Source organism: Salinicola tamaricis, from assembly GCF_003006155.1.
Taxonomy (GTDB): domain Bacteria; phylum Pseudomonadota; class Gammaproteobacteria; order Pseudomonadales; family Halomonadaceae; genus Salinicola; species Salinicola tamaricis.
This window is the reverse complement of the sequence record NZ_CP023559.1, coordinates 1,434,635-1,449,611: the sequence shown is the minus strand read 5'-3', so window position 1 is coordinate 1,449,611 and position 14,977 is coordinate 1,434,635. Positions and strand designations below refer to the sequence as shown.

13 protein-coding genes and 4 pseudogenes are annotated in these 14,977 nt (G+C 65.2%); 9 read left to right on the top strand and 8 right to left on the bottom strand.

Annotated elements, in window-relative coordinates; all coding sequences use genetic code 11:
• Positions 1-53: 53 nt before the first annotated feature.
• The 3 genes from CN538_RS06760 to CN538_RS06755 all read right to left on the bottom strand — a co-directional run bounded on the left by CN538_RS06760 (position 54) and on the right by CN538_RS06755 (position 2,647).
• Entirely contained in the window at positions 54-1,268 is a 1,215-nt protein-coding gene (locus CN538_RS06760) for a sulfatase-like hydrolase/transferase (RefSeq protein WP_242495620.1), read from the bottom strand.
• A gap of 172 nt (positions 1,269-1,440) precedes the next feature.
• The gene (locus CN538_RS22235; RefSeq protein WP_242495619.1) at positions 1,441-1,662 is read right to left on the bottom strand and encodes a DUF3413 domain-containing protein; all 222 of its coding nucleotides are present in this window, start codon (positions 1,660-1,662) and stop codon (positions 1,441-1,443) included.
• 235 nt (positions 1,663-1,897) lie between these two features.
• A complete protein-coding gene (locus tag CN538_RS06755; protein WP_106418939.1) occupies positions 1,898-2,647 on the bottom strand; it encodes a 3-deoxy-D-manno-octulosonic acid kinase in 750 nt (249 codons plus the stop codon).
• A 470-nt stretch (positions 2,648-3,117) separates the two neighbouring features.
• Between CN538_RS06755 and CN538_RS22230 the strand changes: the two genes are divergently transcribed.
• On the top strand, positions 3,118-3,312 hold the full coding sequence (locus CN538_RS22230; protein WP_242495618.1) for a hypothetical protein: 195 nt from the start codon (positions 3,118-3,120) through the stop codon (positions 3,310-3,312).
• A 57-nt stretch (positions 3,313-3,369) separates the two neighbouring features.
• The gene (locus CN538_RS22225; RefSeq protein WP_242495617.1) at positions 3,370-4,008 is read left to right on the top strand and encodes a glycosyltransferase family 4 protein; all 639 of its coding nucleotides are present in this window, start codon (positions 3,370-3,372) and stop codon (positions 4,006-4,008) included.
• 100 nt (positions 4,009-4,108) lie between these two features.
• On the opposite strand, the gene CN538_RS19805 is transcribed toward CN538_RS22225, so the two are convergent.
• Positions 4,109-4,447: a hypothetical protein gene (locus CN538_RS19805; RefSeq protein WP_129591314.1), complete on the bottom strand. Its 339-nt coding sequence runs from the start codon at positions 4,445-4,447 to the stop codon at positions 4,109-4,111.
• A 17-nt stretch (positions 4,448-4,464) separates the two neighbouring features.
• Positions 4,465-4,800 carry a glycosyltransferase family 25 protein gene (locus CN538_RS06745; RefSeq protein ID WP_106418938.1) on the bottom strand — a complete coding sequence of 112 codons (336 nt, stop codon included), beginning with the start codon at positions 4,798-4,800 and terminating at the stop codon, positions 4,465-4,467.
• Between the two features lie 228 nt (positions 4,801-5,028).
• Here CN538_RS06745 and CN538_RS06740 point away from each other — a divergent pair, with 228 nt between their 5' ends.
• From CN538_RS06740 to waaA, 3 genes and pseudogenes are all read left to right on the top strand, one after another.
• Positions 5,029-6,168 (top strand): glycosyltransferase family 9 protein, encoded by a 1,140-nt coding sequence (locus CN538_RS06740; protein WP_106418937.1) that lies wholly within the window; start codon positions 5,029-5,031, stop codon positions 6,166-6,168.
• Positions 6,165-7,594: pseudogene (gene hldE, locus CN538_RS06735) on the top strand (bifunctional D-glycero-beta-D-manno-heptose-7-phosphate kinase/D-glycero-beta-D-manno-heptose 1-phosphate adenylyltransferase HldE). Before CN538_RS06740 ends, hldE begins: the two are co-directional and overlap by 4 nt.
• 6 nt (positions 7,595-7,600) lie before the next feature.
• Positions 7,601-8,902, top strand: coding sequence for a lipid IV(A) 3-deoxy-D-manno-octulosonic acid transferase (gene waaA / locus CN538_RS06730; protein ID WP_106418936.1), 1,302 nt, complete (start codon positions 7,601-7,603; stop codon positions 8,900-8,902).
• Positions 8,903-8,955: 53 nt separating this feature from the next.
• Here waaA and CN538_RS20250 read toward each other — a convergent pair whose 3' ends face one another.
• Positions 8,956-9,306 (bottom strand): hypothetical protein, encoded by a 351-nt coding sequence (locus tag CN538_RS20250; RefSeq protein ID WP_164999524.1) that lies wholly within the window; start codon positions 9,304-9,306, stop codon positions 8,956-8,958.
• Between the two features lie 104 nt (positions 9,307-9,410).
• On the opposite strand from CN538_RS20250, the gene CN538_RS06725 reads away from it, so the two are divergent.
• The 3 genes and pseudogenes from CN538_RS06725 (at position 9,411) to CN538_RS25030 (ending at position 11,250) form a co-directional block, all read left to right on the top strand.
• Positions 9,411-10,055, top strand: coding sequence for a glycosyl transferase family 90 (locus CN538_RS06725; RefSeq protein WP_164999523.1), 645 nt, complete (start codon positions 9,411-9,413; stop codon positions 10,053-10,055).
• Between the two features lie 200 nt (positions 10,056-10,255).
• Positions 10,256-10,585 (top strand): annotated as a pseudogene (locus tag CN538_RS25035) (2-hydroxyacid dehydrogenase); the annotation flags it as partial.
• A gap of 125 nt (positions 10,586-10,710) precedes the next feature.
• Positions 10,711-11,250, top strand: a complete 540-nt coding sequence (locus CN538_RS25030) for an NAD(P)-dependent oxidoreductase (protein WP_340638282.1) — start codon at positions 10,711-10,713, stop codon at positions 11,248-11,250.
• 7 nt (positions 11,251-11,257) lie between these two features.
• On the opposite strand, the gene rpiA is transcribed toward CN538_RS25030, so the two are convergent.
• The gene (gene rpiA / locus CN538_RS06715; protein ID WP_106418934.1) at positions 11,258-11,929 is read right to left on the bottom strand and encodes a ribose-5-phosphate isomerase RpiA; all 672 of its coding nucleotides are present in this window, start codon (positions 11,927-11,929) and stop codon (positions 11,258-11,260) included.
• 216 nt (positions 11,930-12,145) lie between these two features.
• On the opposite strand from rpiA, the pseudogene ilvA reads away from it, so the two are divergent.
• Positions 12,146-13,662, top strand: a pseudogene (gene ilvA / locus CN538_RS06710) (threonine ammonia-lyase, biosynthetic).
• Positions 13,663-14,286: 624 nt separating this feature from the next.
• Here ilvA and CN538_RS06705 read toward each other — a convergent pair.
• Positions 14,287-14,896: pseudogene (locus tag CN538_RS06705) on the bottom strand (5-formyltetrahydrofolate cyclo-ligase).
• Between the last annotated feature and the right edge of the window lie 81 nt (positions 14,897-14,977).

The window sequence follows — 14,977 nt, the reverse complement described above, 5'->3', positions numbered from 1 at the left end:
GTCGATGGACGCGCGCCCGGGGCCCGGGGGCGTCCATTGTAGCCGTCGATGCCCTAGCGATAGAACTGACGGAAAGTCTGCATCGCCTGGAACACCGCGGGCGAGAACTCAGCGCCGGGAATCGGATCGAGGCGGTGGTCGAGAATCTGCCACTGGCCGGCACCGTCGATCACGGTGATCCGCGACGGCTCGATGATGCCGTAATCCAGGTAGCTGCTGGCCTGGACCCAGGGCTGATCGATACCCGGGGTGAGCAGGTCGACGCCCTGGGCATAGTCGGAGAGCGGGTTGGTGCAGCCGAGGGCATGGCGCATCAGCATCGGTGCCACGTCGAGATGACTGGTCATGCCGTCGACCGTGCCGGGGTCGACGCCAGGGCCGTGCACGATCATCGGCACGTGGGTCTGGGGGGCGGCGAAGTTGCTGTTGTGGCCCCAATAATTCTTGCCGAAGTCGTTGAACGACTGGCCGTGATCGGCGGTGACCACCAGCAGCGTGTTGTCCCACTCGCCCTTGGCTTTGAGATCGTCGATCACCTCGCCGAGCAGGGTGTCATCGTAGTGGACAGCATTGCGGTGGCGATTGAAGTAGGGCGTCGGGTCGGTATCCGGCCCCAGCTTCAGATAGTTCATATCCTGGACTGAAGGCTGATAGGGCTGGGCTGCGTCCGCCGGTACGTCGTAGCCGTGGGGGGCGTCGTAGAACAGCATGCCGAACCACGGCTGCGTGTCTGACTGCTCCTGCTGCGACAGCCAGGCCAGCCAGTCGTCGGTCATCTGGCGATCGCGCGCGGCAGGCGTTGGCCCTTCGGTGCGCAGACGCAGCGAGTCGATCGAGGAGAAGATGGTGCGATCGAAGCCGATACCGTTGAGGCTGGCCGAGGCGAAGATACCCATGGCGTAGCCCTGCTTCTGCATCTGCGTGATCAAAAGCGCCGGGGTCTGGGTATTGTCCAGATAGGCGTAGTAGTTGCCGGTCAGCCCGTAGAACAGGCTCATGGTGCCGTTGCGGGTGGCGTTGCCGCCGCTGAAGTGATCGAGATAGCGTCGGCCGCTGGCGTCGAGTGCGGCGTAGAGATTGGGCGTGTTCTCGGGGCCGTATTCATCGGCGCGCCAGGAGTCGATCAGCACCACCAGGACGTTGGGCGGCGAGTCTGACTGGCAGCTCAGCGGGTGCTTGGGCCAGTCGAGATTCTGCGCCTGCTTGCCGTCGATGTCGGCGCGCTCGGCGCGCGCCGCACGCGGGTCGAGCCAGCCATGCTTCTCCATGAAGTCCTTGGCGGTGGCCGGGAACGCAGCGGGTAGATGCCCACCTGCTGGGTGACGCTGCGCATGTAGCGAGCATCCGCGATCAGGTGCACGACGTGGCTGCCGATCAGCGTCAGCAGAATCACGCCGCAGATCAGGCCCTTGGGCAGGCGGCGCGCGCGATCGCCGATGATCACCCGGCGGGCGAGCCGGCTTCCAGCGCCAGCGCCACCACGACACAGGCGCCGACCACCAGCCAGGTGGAGGTGGTGAAGTCGAAGATCTCGCCATTCTTGTCGTTCAAGAACAGCGACACCATGAACAGGTTCACGTGAAAACGGTACTGGGCGTAGACCACCGTATCGAGCAGCAGCGCACACAGTCCCGCGCGCCCAGCAGTGTGGCCGGCAGCCATAGCCAGCGCGACTTGAGCACCAGCGCCAGTATGCCAGCGGCAGCCAGCCGAGCAGCACCAGCATGCCGAAGTGCCCGATCCAGGTCAGGATCCAGATAGGCGATACCCATGGCATCGTGCTGCAGCCAGCAGATAGGGGGGTGTAGCGCAGGGCGATCAGCCACACCAGCGGTAGCTGCAACAGGGCGAAGACCAGCGTGGTAGCCAGCGGCGTCTCAGAGTGTCGTGCATGGGACTAACCTTGATCAGGAGCGTCGGCGCCGTGATAGCCATCGCAGATGGCGGCGAAGAGGGCGCTGGCGTTCGCGGTGGAGAAGCGCGTCAGAGAGCGTTCCAGACGTGCCAGGTTGCGCTGCTGCCAGGTCCCGGCCGGGCGTAGGCGGCAGCGGTCGAAATCTATCATCCACACCTTGTTGCGACCTGAAGTCGGATCGGTCGATATCAGCAGGTTGCGTGCGTTGAGATCGACATGGTCGAGGCCAACGTCGTGGAAGCGCCGAATGACCCGCCCCACGTCATGCAGCAGCGCGGTCGCATCCGGATCCAGGCAGTCGGCCAGCGCGCGCGAGTGCGCCAGTCGCTGGGTCAGCAGTGCCGCACGGTAGGTAGGACCCTGGCGGCAGACCAGCGCGGCCACCGGGGCCGGTACCGGCAGGCCGCGCTCGTAAAGCGCCAGGGTCAGGCGCATCTCGCGGAAGGCCCGGGTGCGCTCGAGGCCCTGCCATAGATAGCGCTGCTCATTGACGCGGGCGACCATGCCGCCACGCCGATAGGGGCGCAGTACCCAGGCCTGGTCTTTTACCTGCAGAAACTGGCTCGCCCCACGTCCGGGGGCCGAGCCCACCACCAGACCCTTGGCTTGCCACGCTGCTGGGTTCAGCCAGGCCGGGCCCGGGGCGGGCAGTAGCGCGTGATCGGGCTGAGCGAGATGTGCCGGATCGTATAAGATGTGGGTACCGCGGTGATGATAGGTCGAAAGAGCCATGGCCGGTTTCCGTTGGCGCCGCCATCGTCAGCCGGCGGTTTGACTGACGGCCAGGCGCCGTCCACTGTTCGCGCGGCATTGTACCCGTGCCGGAGAGCGGGCGCCTAGGCACGTATTCGTTGCCAGGCACCCAGCTCTGTTGCGTCGGTGCACTTGATGTTCGTTGTTATTCGTTTTCATCCCATGGGGAAGCCTCGTGACCCGCGATTCACACAAGCCCTTGGCGGCCATTGCCATTCGTCAGGTGGGAAGAGCACCGGCGCTAGCGAGTCGCCATGAACCAGGCCGAATTTCTCGCAGGCAGGGATATCGCGTGGTCATTCTGGCTGAGCGGGCCGCCCTGCGCTGGCCGAGCGCCTCGGTGCCGAGCTGGTACGCCTGTGGCGCTGGCCGTTGAAAGGCCCTTTCCGGCGTTTCTGGTTCAACCGTCGGGTGCAGGCTGGTGTCGCCGTCAGCGTCCGGCACTGCTGGTGAGTCACGGTGACGTCGAGACGCCGGATACGGTCTACATGCACAACTGCGTGCACCTCGCCAGCCGCCTGATCCATGGGCGCGATCTGCCGGCGGGGCACGAGGTCGCGGCGATCCACGATCACGTGCTGGGGAGGGGCAAGTTTCGTTCAGGTGGCGGTCAATTCACGTCTGATGGCGGAAGAGCTGTGTGAGCGCTACGGCATCGCGACCACGAAGATAGAATCATTTATCCCGGTTACGACCCCACGGTGTTCAACCTCGAGCGTGCTCGGGGGGATCGCCACGCCCGGCGCCAGGCGCTCGGGGCTGGCGATGACACCTTCCTGATCGGCTTGATCACCTCCGGCAACTTCACCAAGCGCAACGTGGCGGGCTTCGTCGAGATGGCGGCGGCACTAACGCAGCGTTTGCCTGGGCGCTGCCGCTTCCTGGTAGTGGGCAAGGACGATTCTGCCCCTTACCGCCAGCAGGCCGCAGCCGCCGGCATCGCCGACGCGTTCGAGTGGCACTCGACGGTCAGCGATGTCGAGACCCTTTATGGTGCGCTGGATCTATTCGTGCTGCCGGCGCATATCGAGGAGTTCGGTTTGGTGGGGTTAGAGGCGATGGCCTGCGGTACGCCGGTGTTGCTTTCGCGGACCACCGGTGCAGCGGAGTTGATCGAAGAAGCGCATGCCGATCTGATTCTCGATAGTCGCGATATCCAGGCGTGGGTGGCGCGTATTGAGCGACTGATCGAGCAGGATGACCTCACCACCCTGGGGATTCGCTTTCGAAGTTGGCGAGTGCTCACTCTCATGGCCGGCAGGCGGAGAAGCTCGGCCGTGCTTTCAATGAGCTTCTATAGAACACAAAAAACTCTGGGAGTTGATGGCCGTGAGCATTAATAGCGAACGCCTCTCTTTCATCTCCACATGGGCCTTGCCCGTGCATCTGGTCTCATTGTTTCTGTTCCTTTTGTCGTGAGCGCTGTGACTAAGGACTGACTCATAAAAAGCGTAGAAATAGTGTCCTCAGCCAGTTTCTGCGCAGTGCCGCGCGCTGGCCTTTGTGATTTCTTTCCCAGAAAGCCTCGTCCTTGATGTGGCTTTTTTTGTCGCGGGACCGATACGAATTGATGTCACTGGAAACTTTGGATTCTGGTTGTTGCTGCGAGATCATTGGATAAGAGCTGTAAGCCTTGAATTCTTTGCAATAGCTGCCATCAATGGCGCGACCTTGATAGCGCATTCGGCTCAGGCGTTCACAGCCCTTTTTTGACAGTATATAAGCCTGGGTGCCGGTGAGCCTGCAGCGTACGACGTTGGGGAAAGGAATAGTCCACATGCGACCCAAAATTCCCCCTAAATAAACAGCTCAGGGTTTCGGAGTTTCAAGAACAAGTTTATTCTTCGTGCATGAGTTTGCGATAGAGGCAGCAGTGTCGCATCATCTTCCAGAATCAGTACACGCTTATAGCCTCTTTCGAGGGCGAGCTTGGCACATAGAACATGGGAGTTGAAACATCCCCTCTCCCCGTTTTCAAGGTCTCTTTCAATGAGCACGAATTCGATATTGTTCGCCAGTGACTCGAATTCTTTCGTCAATAGCTGGCGACGGTCCTCTCTTTCTTTTGCACTGATGCAAAAAACGTTATCGACATCGAGATGTAGTTTCTGAAAGGTGTCGTGTTCCGGCATGAGTTTCTCTGTCACGTCAAAGTCTTAATGGGATGAGGTGTGAGGCTGTTTTTGAATGTCTCTTTTTGTTGAGGGCTGTTGATTTGCTGTCCATATGTTTCTAGGGTGACGACAGAGCGTAAGCACAATGCTGTTCACTCACTGGCAGCGATACTCCAATCATACACGAAACCGGAAAGCGGCTTCTGTTAGACTGATGGGATGATCAGGCTCGGATAGATCCCGCACATGAAACACTCCCTCCCGGCACATCCCCGCCATATCGCCATTCTGCGCCTATCGGCGCTAGGCGATGTGTGCAATCTGGTGCCCACGGTGCGTGCCCTGCAGCGCCAGTGGCCAGATGCGCGCATCACCTGGATCGTGGGCAAGACCGAGCACGCGCTGCTCGAGGGGCTCTCCGGCGTCGAGTTCGTGGTCTACGACAAGGCTACCGGCTTCGGCGGCATGCGCCAGATCTGGCGCCAACTGCGCGGCACGCGCTTCGACGTGCTGCTGCACATGCAGCAGGCGCTGCGAGCCAGCGTGCTGTCGCTGGGGCTGAAATGTGATCTGCGCGTGGGCTACGACAAGGCGCGGGCCAAGGATTGGCAGCACTGGTTCACCCAGCGCCAGCTGGCGCCGCACCCGCGCGCTCACGTACTCGAGTCGTTCATGGATTTCGCCCGTCTGCTGGGGGTCGAGGACACCTCGCTCGACTGGTCGCTGCCGGTCCCCGACACCGCCTATACCGAGGCCGCCCGCCTCAGCGGTGAAGCGCCCTATCTGGTGATCAGTCCGTGCGCCAATCCGCGGCTGCGTAATTTCCGCAACTGGTCGGCCGAAGGTTATGCCGCGGTGATCGCGCATGCCTGGGAGCGCCACGGTCTGGTCAGCGTGTTGAGCGGCGGCGGTAGCCCCCAGGAGCGCGAGATGGGCGAGCAGATTCGGCGTCTCTGCCCGCAGGTGGAGATCGTCGATGCGATCGGCCGCACCTCGCTCAAGGGGCTGCTGGCGCTGCTCGACCGCGCCCGCGCGGTGATCGCGCCTGACTCCGGCCCGGTGCACATGGCCAATGCCCTGGGCACGCCGACGCTCGGGCTCTACGCCACCACCAATCCGGATCGCGCCGCACCATACTGCTGGCGTCGCCACGTCGTCGATCGCTACCCCGATGCCTTGGCGCACTATCTGCACCAGAGCCCGGAGACGGTGAACTGGGGTACCCGCGTGCGTCATGCCGACGCCATGAGCCTGATCACCCTCGACGATGTGGTCGGGCAACTGGATCGGCTGCTGGCGGAGACCGCGACGAATCGGGATGATGGCGGGATTCACCGGCCCGAGGAGGGGCCGGTGGCTCAGGACGATAGGGAGCCCAACGCATGAAGGTCGATCTTTCCCAGCTCGAGCACGCGCGTCTGCTGGTGGTCGGTGACGTGATGCTCGACCGCTACTGGCATGGCGGCACGTCGCGCATTTCGCCCGAGGCACCGGTGCCGGTAGTCAAGGTGGAAGAGGCCGACGATCGCCCGGGCGGGGCGGCCAACGTGGCGCTCAATATTGCGGCGCTGGGTGGGCGGGCGAGTCTCGCCGGCGTGGTCGGCGATGACGACAACGCCGAGCGTCTCGAACGCGCGCTGGATGCTGCCAATGTGAGCACTCACTTTCAGCGCAGCCCAGAAGTACCGACGATTACCAAACTGCGGGTGATGAGCCGTAACCAGCAGCTGATCCGTCTCGATTTCGAGAGCCCGCTGTGGAACGTCGATACCACACCGCTCGGCGCCCAGGTCGAGCAGGCGCTGGCCGAGGCTGACGTGGTGATTCTCTCCGACTATGGCAAGGGTAGCCTCAACCGGGTCGAGCAGCTGATCGCCACGGCACGGGCGGCGGGCAAGCGGGTGCTGGTGGACCCCAAGGGCAGCGACTTCACCCGCTACCGTGGCGCCAGCGTGATCACCCCCAACCTCGGCGAGTTCGAGGCGATCGTCGGCCCCTGTGCCAGTGACGCCGAGCTGGCCGAGAAGGGCGAGCGCCTGCGCGCGGAGCTGGCCCTCGAAGCGCTGCTGGTGACCCGCAGCGAGCGCGGCATGACGCTGATCCGTGAGGGCTACGCGCCGCTGCATCTGCCGACCCATGCGCGCGAGGTCTATGACGTGACCGGCGCTGGTGACACCGTGATCGGTGTGCTGGGGCTGGCCCTGGCCGCCGGGCACGGTTTCGGCGAGGCGGTGATGCTGGCCAATCTGGCCGCCGGGCTGGTGGTGGCCAAGCCGGGCACCGCGGTGCTCTCGGTGGCCGAGCTCTACACTGCGCTGCACGGCGACAAGCTGGCCGAGTTCGGCGTGATCGCCGAAGCGCCGCTGATCACCGCGGTGCGGGCGGCCCAGGCGCGGGGTGAGAAGGTGGTGATGACCAACGGCTGCTTCGACATTCTCCATGCCGGCCACGTGGCTTATCTGGAGCAGGCGCGCAAGCTCGGTGATCGGTTGATCGTGGCGGTCAACGACGACGCCTCGGTGGCCCGTCTCAAGGGGCCCAAGCGGCCGATCAACACCTACCGCGCCGCGCCCAGGTGCTGGCCGGGCTGGCCGCGGTCGACTGGGTGGTGGGCTTTGCCGAGGACACCCCGGCGCGGCTGATCGAGGCGGTGCTGCCCGACCTGCTGGTCAAGGGCGGCGACTACCTGCCCGAGCAGATCGCCGGCGGTGCAGCGGTGATCGCCAACGGCGGCGAGGTGCGCGTGCTAGGATTCGAGGACGGTGTCTCGACCACCACCATGATCGATACCATTCTCGACCGCGAGCGCTGAGCGGCGATGTCTTCCGGGCTGGCGCGGCGGCTCTACTCGCTGCTGCTTTATCTGCTCTCACCCTTGATCTGGTGGCGGGTTTGGCGTGAGTGGTTACCCACTCACCCGCGCCGCGAGCGGCTCGGCTATGTGCCCGCGGTGGGCGCTCGCCGCTGCATCTGGCTGCATGCGGCCTCGGTCGGCGAGGTGGTCACCGCCACCCCGCTGATTCGCGCCCTGCTCGACGACTACCCCGACCACGCCCTGATCGTCACCACCATGACCGCCACCGGCGCCCGGCAGCTGCGGCAGACCTTCGGCGACCGCGTGCGCCACCACTTCCTGCCGCTCGATTTCCCCGGTGCGACCCGGCGCTTTGTCGCGCGCATCAATCCGCGCCTGACGATCATCGCCGAGACCGAGCTGTGGCCCAACCTGCTGGCGGCCTGTTACCGCCGCGGCGTGCCGGTCGCGGTGGCCAACGCGCGCCTCAGCCCCGGTGCCTTCCGGCTCTATCGGCGCCTCGGCGCGCTGTGCCGCGGCATGCTCGCGCCGCTCGACTGGGTCGGGGCGAAGTCGCCCAGCGATGCCCAGCGCTTCCGGGCCCTCGGGGCGCGTCCCGAGGCGGTGGCGATGACCGGCGCGCTCAAGTTCGATCTCAATGTCGACGAAAGCGTGCTGGCGGCCAGCCGGCGTCTGCGCCAGCGCTGGGGGCCGCGACCGGTCTGGATTGCCGGCTCCACCCATCCCGGCGAGGATGAACAGGTGCTCGCCGCCCACGCTTGGGTGCGGCGCCAGCTTCCCGAGGCGCTGCTGATCCTGGTGCCGCGTCACCCCCAGCGCTTCGAGGCCGTGGCTGAGCTGTGCGAGGCCGCCGGCGAGCGCCTGGTGCGGCTCAGTGGTGGCGCCCGGGTGGGCGCCGAAACCACGCTGCTGCTGGGCGATACCATGGGCGATCTGATCAAGCTCTACGGCTGCGCCGATGTCGCCTTCGTCGGCGGCTCGCTGGTGACGATCGGCGGCCACAATCTGCTCGAGCCGGCCGCCCTCGGCGTGGCGGTGGTGAGCGGGCCCCACCTCGACAACCTGCGTGAGATCGCCGATACCCTGGCCGAGCATGAGGCGCGCTGCGAAGTCGCCGATGGCGAGGCCCTGGGGCAGACGGTCGCGGCGCTGCTCGACGATGCCCCGCGGCGCGAGCGGCTGGGTGCTGCCGGCCGCCAGGTGGTCGCTGCCAACCGCGGTGCGCTGGCCGCCACGCGCCAGCGTCTCGCCGCCTACCTGACGGATACCGCCAGCAACGATTCTTGGACGCCTATCAATTCTTGACGCGCAGCAATGCTCGACGCACATCGCGGAAATGCTGCGCGGGGTGATGCCTGTCAGACGCTTGTCATGCCCGACCTCGACAATCGTCTTCGACTAGGAATCACTGCCGGTGGCCGCCGATGGATATCCGCTTCAAGAGCCGCAAGCTGCGCTTCTATACTGCCGGTGCCGCGCGCCTGCTGATCCCCGATGCGTACTATCGCCAGCGCCTGACGCAGTGGTTGGCACAGCTCTCTGAGGCCGAGTGGCAGCGGCTCGCCGCGCGCGTCGACTACTACAATCGCCTGGGGGAGACGTTCGACCCCGGCGAAGGTGCGGTCGCCGTCGGCGACTTCCGCTACGAGCGGCGCGGCGCTTACTATCTCGATGCCAAGCAGATCGTGCGCCACTTCGCCCCGCAGCATCGCTTCGCTTACCGCTTTGGCGACGTCACCTGGGTGCCGGAGCGGCCCGCGCTGGTCAAGAGCCGCCCGATCTGTCGCGCCACGCGCCCAGCAATGCCAACGGTGTGCTGCTCAAGCTCAACAGCGTGCGCCATTTCCAATTCGTCGACGATCGTCTGGCGTTTCGCGACAAGCGTTCGGGCGTGGTGTGGCGGGGCAAATGCTTCCACGCGCATCGCGCCGCGGTGCTGCGGGAGTTCTGTGACCATCCGCGCATGGATATCGGCCAGAGCAACCCCAAACGCCGCCAGCAACGCGACTATCGACCCTATCTGTCGATCCATGAACAGCTGCGCTATCGCTACGTGCTGAGCCTCGAAGGCAAGGACGTGGCGACCAACCTCAAGTGGATTCTGGCCTCCAACTCGCTCTGTCTCATGCCGCCGCCGCGCTTCGAGACCTGGTTCATGGAAGGCACGCTCGAACCCTACGTGCACTATGTGCCGCTGGCGGAGGACTGCAGCGACATGGAAGCCCAGATGGCCTACTACGATGCCCATCCCGCCGAGGCCGAGGCGATCGTGCGCCGTGCCAACGCCCATGTCGCGCAGTTTCGCGACCCGCGCCAGGAGCTGCTGCTGGGGCTTTTGGTGATGCACAAGTATCTGGTGCTCTCGGGTCAGCTAGATCCCGAGGCCTCGAGGGTAGCTAGTCCAGCCTGGAACAGCTGGGCGTGCCGACCGGTGAGCGCGTTCAGGTCACGTTCTTGATCGCTGTCGATCAGGCTTGGTCAGGGGGAAGGAGCGGCGCTCTGGCCAGGCGCAGCTGTCGCCCGGACGGCGGATGCGCGGCAGTGGGGTGAACGGCAGCGGGGTGAGAGGCCGGGTCACGGGTTGCGGCGTCCTGTCACTGGTGAGGCCATGGGGATCGATTACGATAGGGGCTCTTCGATTGCCCTGCGAGCGTTGCCATGCGAGTTACCGTCTACAGTGCCCAGCCCTACGACCGTCGCTTTCTCGACGAGGTCGGCGCCACCCGCTTCGCCGACGCCGGGATCGAGTGGCACTACCAGCCCGTCGCCCTGACCCGGCAGACGGTGGCGCTGGCAGCGGGCAGTGACGCGGTCTGCGTGTTCGTCAACGACGCCCTCGAGGCGGCCGTGCTCGAGGCCCTGGCCGCCCAGGGCGTGGGCGCCGTGGTGCTGCGCTGCGCCGGCTTCAACAACGTCGATCTGGTGGCCGCACGAAGACTCGGGCTATTCGTGGCACGGGTGCCGGCCTACTCGCCGGAGGCGGTGGCCGAACACGCGCTGGCCATGATCATGACCCTCAACCGCAAGACCCACCGCGCCTACAACCGGGTGCGCGAGGGCAATTTCGCCCTCGACGGGCTGCTCGGGGTCACCCTGCACGGCAGACCGCCGGGGTGGTCGGCAGCGGGCGCATCGGCCTGGCCATGGCGCGTATCCTGCACGGGCTGGGCTGCGAGGTGCTGGGTTACGATCCCGCCCCTGCGGCCGCCTTCGAGGCCTACGGCGAAAGCGTGCCGCTGGCGGCACTGCTGGCGCGCTCGGACATCGTCTCGCTGCACTGTCCGCTGAACGAGGCGACCCACCACCTGATCGACGCCGCCGCGCTGGACGGCATGAAGCCCGGTGCCATGCTGGTCAATACTTCGCGCGGGGCGCTGATCGATACCCCGGCGGTGATCGCCGCGCTGAAGTCGCGCCAGCTCGGCGCGCTGGCGATCGACGTCTACGAGCAGGAGAGCGAGCTGTTCTTCCACGACCACTCGGCTGAGATCATCGAAGACGACGTCTTCGCCCGGCTGGCCAGCTTCCCCAATGTGCTGATCACCGGCCACCAGGGCTTCTTCACCGCCGAGGCGCTGGACGAGATCGCGCAGGTCACCTGCGCCAATCTGGTCGCCTATGACCGCGATTTGGCCTGTCCCAATCGGCTCTGATTCGGTCTCAGCGGGTGAAGCGCTCGACCCCCGCAGCACCGCCGAGCAGCAGCACGTCGGCCGGGCGCTTGGCGAACAGGCCGTTGGTGACCACGCCGACGATGGCATCGAGGGCCGCTTCCATCGCTTCCGGCTCGTCGAACAGCTTGTCGTAGCCATCCAGGATGCGGTTGCCGTTGTCGGTCAGCACGCCATCGCGGTAGACCGGTGTAATGCCGAGCTTGACCATCTCACGGGCGACGTAGGAGCGCGCCATGGGGATCACCTCGATCGGCAGCGGGAAGCCGCCGAGTACCTCGACCCGCTTGCTGGCATCGGCGATGCAGACGAAGCGTTCGGCGCAGGCGGCGACGATCTTCTCGCGGGTGAGCGCGGCCCCGCCGCCCTTGATCATGCGCAGGCGGCCATCGATCTCGTCGGCACCATCCACATAGACCGGCACCGTGCCCACATGGTTGAGTTCGAGCACGTCGATCCCGTTGGCCTTCAGGCGCTGCGCGCTGGCCTCGGAACTGGCCACGGCACCGCGAAAGTCATGACGCCGCGCGGCGAGCAGATCGATGAAGTGGTTGGCGGTGGAGCCGGTACCGATGCCGATCACCGCATCCGGCGTCAGCAGGCTATCGATGTCTTCGAGCGCCGCGGCGGCCACCGCGCGTTTGAGGTCGTCCTGGGTCATGTCGGCTCTGGCAGGCTGGCAAAAGAGAGCCGCCAGTATAGAGCAAGCCGCCTGCGCTGCCGATGGCGCTGACGCGCGGGGCGGGCATCTGTTAACGCTGGACGCTCGGGGCTGGCGTCTGTTAACAATGTCGATCCGCCACGTTCATCGCCGCCGCCGGGCTCTCCGCGGCGCGCTCAGGCAGCCACCCGTGGTGCGATACGCCAGGACACCTCAATGCTACTCGAAGACATCGTCAAGAAGATCCTCCAGGCCCGCGTCTACGAAGCGGCCCGGGAGACCCCCATTTCGCCCATGCCCTCGCTCTCGCGCCGTTTCGGCAATCGCATTCTGATCAAGCGCGAAGATCTGCAGCCGGTGTTCTCGTTCAAGATTCGCGGTGCCTACAACAAGATGGCACAGCTCGACGAGGCCCAGAAGGAGAAGGGCGTGATCGCCGCCTCGGCCGGCAACCACGCCCAGGGGCTGGCGATGGCGGCGCGCCAGATGGGGGTCAAGGCGGTGATCGTGATGCCTCGGGTCACCCCCGAGATCAAGGTGGCGGCGGTACGCGGCTGGGGCGCCAAGGTGGTGCTCAAGGGGGATGCCTTCGGCGAAGCGCTGGCGCACGCCAAGACGCTGATCGCCGAGCACGGCTACACCTATATTCCGCCCTATGACGACAACGACGTCATCGCCGGCCAGGGCACCGTGGCGATGGAGATCCTGCGTCAGCACACCGGGCCACTGGATGCGGTGTTCGTCCCGGTGGGCGGCGGCGGGCTGCTGGCCGGGATCGCCGCCTACATCAAGTACCTGCGCCCGGAGGTCAAGGTCTATGGCGTCGAGGCGGAGGATTCGGCCTGCCTCAAGGCGGCGTTGGACGCCGGCTAGCGGTGGTGCTGGATCAGGTCGGGGTGTTCGCCGAGGGGGTCGCGGTGGCCCAGATCGGCGAGGCGCCGTTCGAGATCCTGCGTCACACCGTGGATGGTGTCATCACCGTCAACACCGACGAGATGTGCGCCGCGGTCAAGGACACCTTCGATGACACCCGCGCGGTCGCCGAGACCTCCGGGGCGCTGTCGCTGGCCGGGCTCAAGAAATACGTGCAGCAGACCCAGGCGCGCGACCAGTCGCTGCTGTGCATCAACTCCGGCGCCAACATCAACTTCGACCGGCTACAGCACATCGCCGAGCGTACCGAGCTCGGCGAGCAGCGCGAAGCGATCCTGGCGGTCGAGATCCCTGAGCGGCCCGGCAGCTTCAAGCAGTTCTGCCGCGCCATCGGGCGGCGCATGGTGACCGAGTTCAACTACCGCTACGCCGATGCCGACCGCGCGCATATCTTCGTCGGCGTGCAGGTCAAGCCGGGTGGCGAGGACCGCGCCGAGGTGATCCAAAAGCTGCGCGACGCGGACTATCCGGTCGAGGATCTCACCGACAACGAACTGGCCAAGCTGCATATTCGCCACCTCGGTGGTGGCCGGCCCAAGGTCGAATTCTCGGAGGAGGTCTACCGCTTCGAGTTCCCCGAGCGCCCCGGGGCGCTGATGAACTTCCTGACCCATCTGCCCGCCGACTGGAATATCTCGCTGTTCCACTATCGCAACCACGGCGCCGCCTATGGGCGTGTACTGGTCGGGCTGCAGATGCCCAATGGTGACCGGGCCCACGCCGAGGAGCACTTCGATCGGATCGGCTACCGCTACTGGAAAGAGACTGATAACACCGCTTACCGGCTGTTCATGGCCTGAACGTTCCGCGCGGGCCCGTTGCCTTCGCCATCTCTCACGCCGCGGGTCTCTGCATAAGGCCAGCGGCGTTTTTACGACGATGAAATAGCCGCTTTTTCGGGGTCAATTCGGGCTAAACCTTTTTCAGTAACGTCCGATAATCTTCGGTAACGAAAAAGGGGGCAGTCTGCCTGGCAAGCGTCTTGTCAAGCTTTTAGCCTAACCCTATAGTCGTGCGCGTCGCCGCGGGGGCGGAGACCGAACCGAATCTCTGGGAGTCGAAATGAAACGCAAGCCCGACCTGGTCATGGCACTGGTACTGATTTTCGGCGTGGGTGTGGTCGCGACGGGGTACGCGCAGACGCTGCTCGGCGCTTGAGGCTATAGCAACACGGCAAGATGGCAAGACGGCGGGTAACGGCCGCGGGTAGCCTTTGCGGATAGTACACTCGCAGTCAGTAGTCGATAGCCAGTAGTCTGTAGCTATTAGACAGTGGTTAGTAGATAGGCCAGATGAGTAGATAGGCCAGATGAGCAGATAGACCGCAGTAGTAAATAGAGCAGTAATAGATAGACCAGACACGCCCGATCAGTGATCGCCCGATGGGGGCACTGATCGCAAGACGGCCGGTAGCGTTTCGAGCGCTACCGGCCGTCTTCGTTCGTGCCCTTGGTGCGCTGCGGGCGGAGAACCTCGCGGTCGCTGACGATCGCATCCAGCGGTACGTCCCAGGCAGCCACTGGCAGCGCCGTCACACCGCTGACAGGCGTGGGCGAGGCCGATCAGGCGTGGCGCCGGGCGACGCAGGCGGGTGAAGGCGAAGGTGCGGTCGTAGAAGCCGCCGCCCATGCCAATACGCTCACCGGCCCCATCGAACCCCACCAGCGGCATCAGCACGGTATCGAGCGCCCAGGCCGGCAGTCGGCGCTGGCGTCTGGCACCGAAGCGGGTGTGCGGCTCGGCAATACCGAAGCGGTTGCGGCGCATACGCGTATCGCTGTCGTAGCGCACGAACCACAGCCGGTTCTCGACCAGCGGGCGCAGTACCGGCAGATAGACCTCAGCGCCACGCTGGCGCAACCAGGCGATCAGCGGCGTGGGGTCGATTTCACCATCGTTGGGCAGGTAAAGCGCTACGCGGCGGGCGCGCTGGAGTTCCGGCAACCGGCGCAGGCGCCGACACAGCGCCTGCGAGGCGACGCGCTGCTGGTGTGGGCTCAGCGCGCGGCGGGCGCGGCGCAGATCGCGCCGCAGGCGACGCCGATCGCCCGAGAGGGCAAGCGCATTGGGTCCGTCAGCGGTGGACCCGTCATCGAAAGCGCTGGTGATCGACGT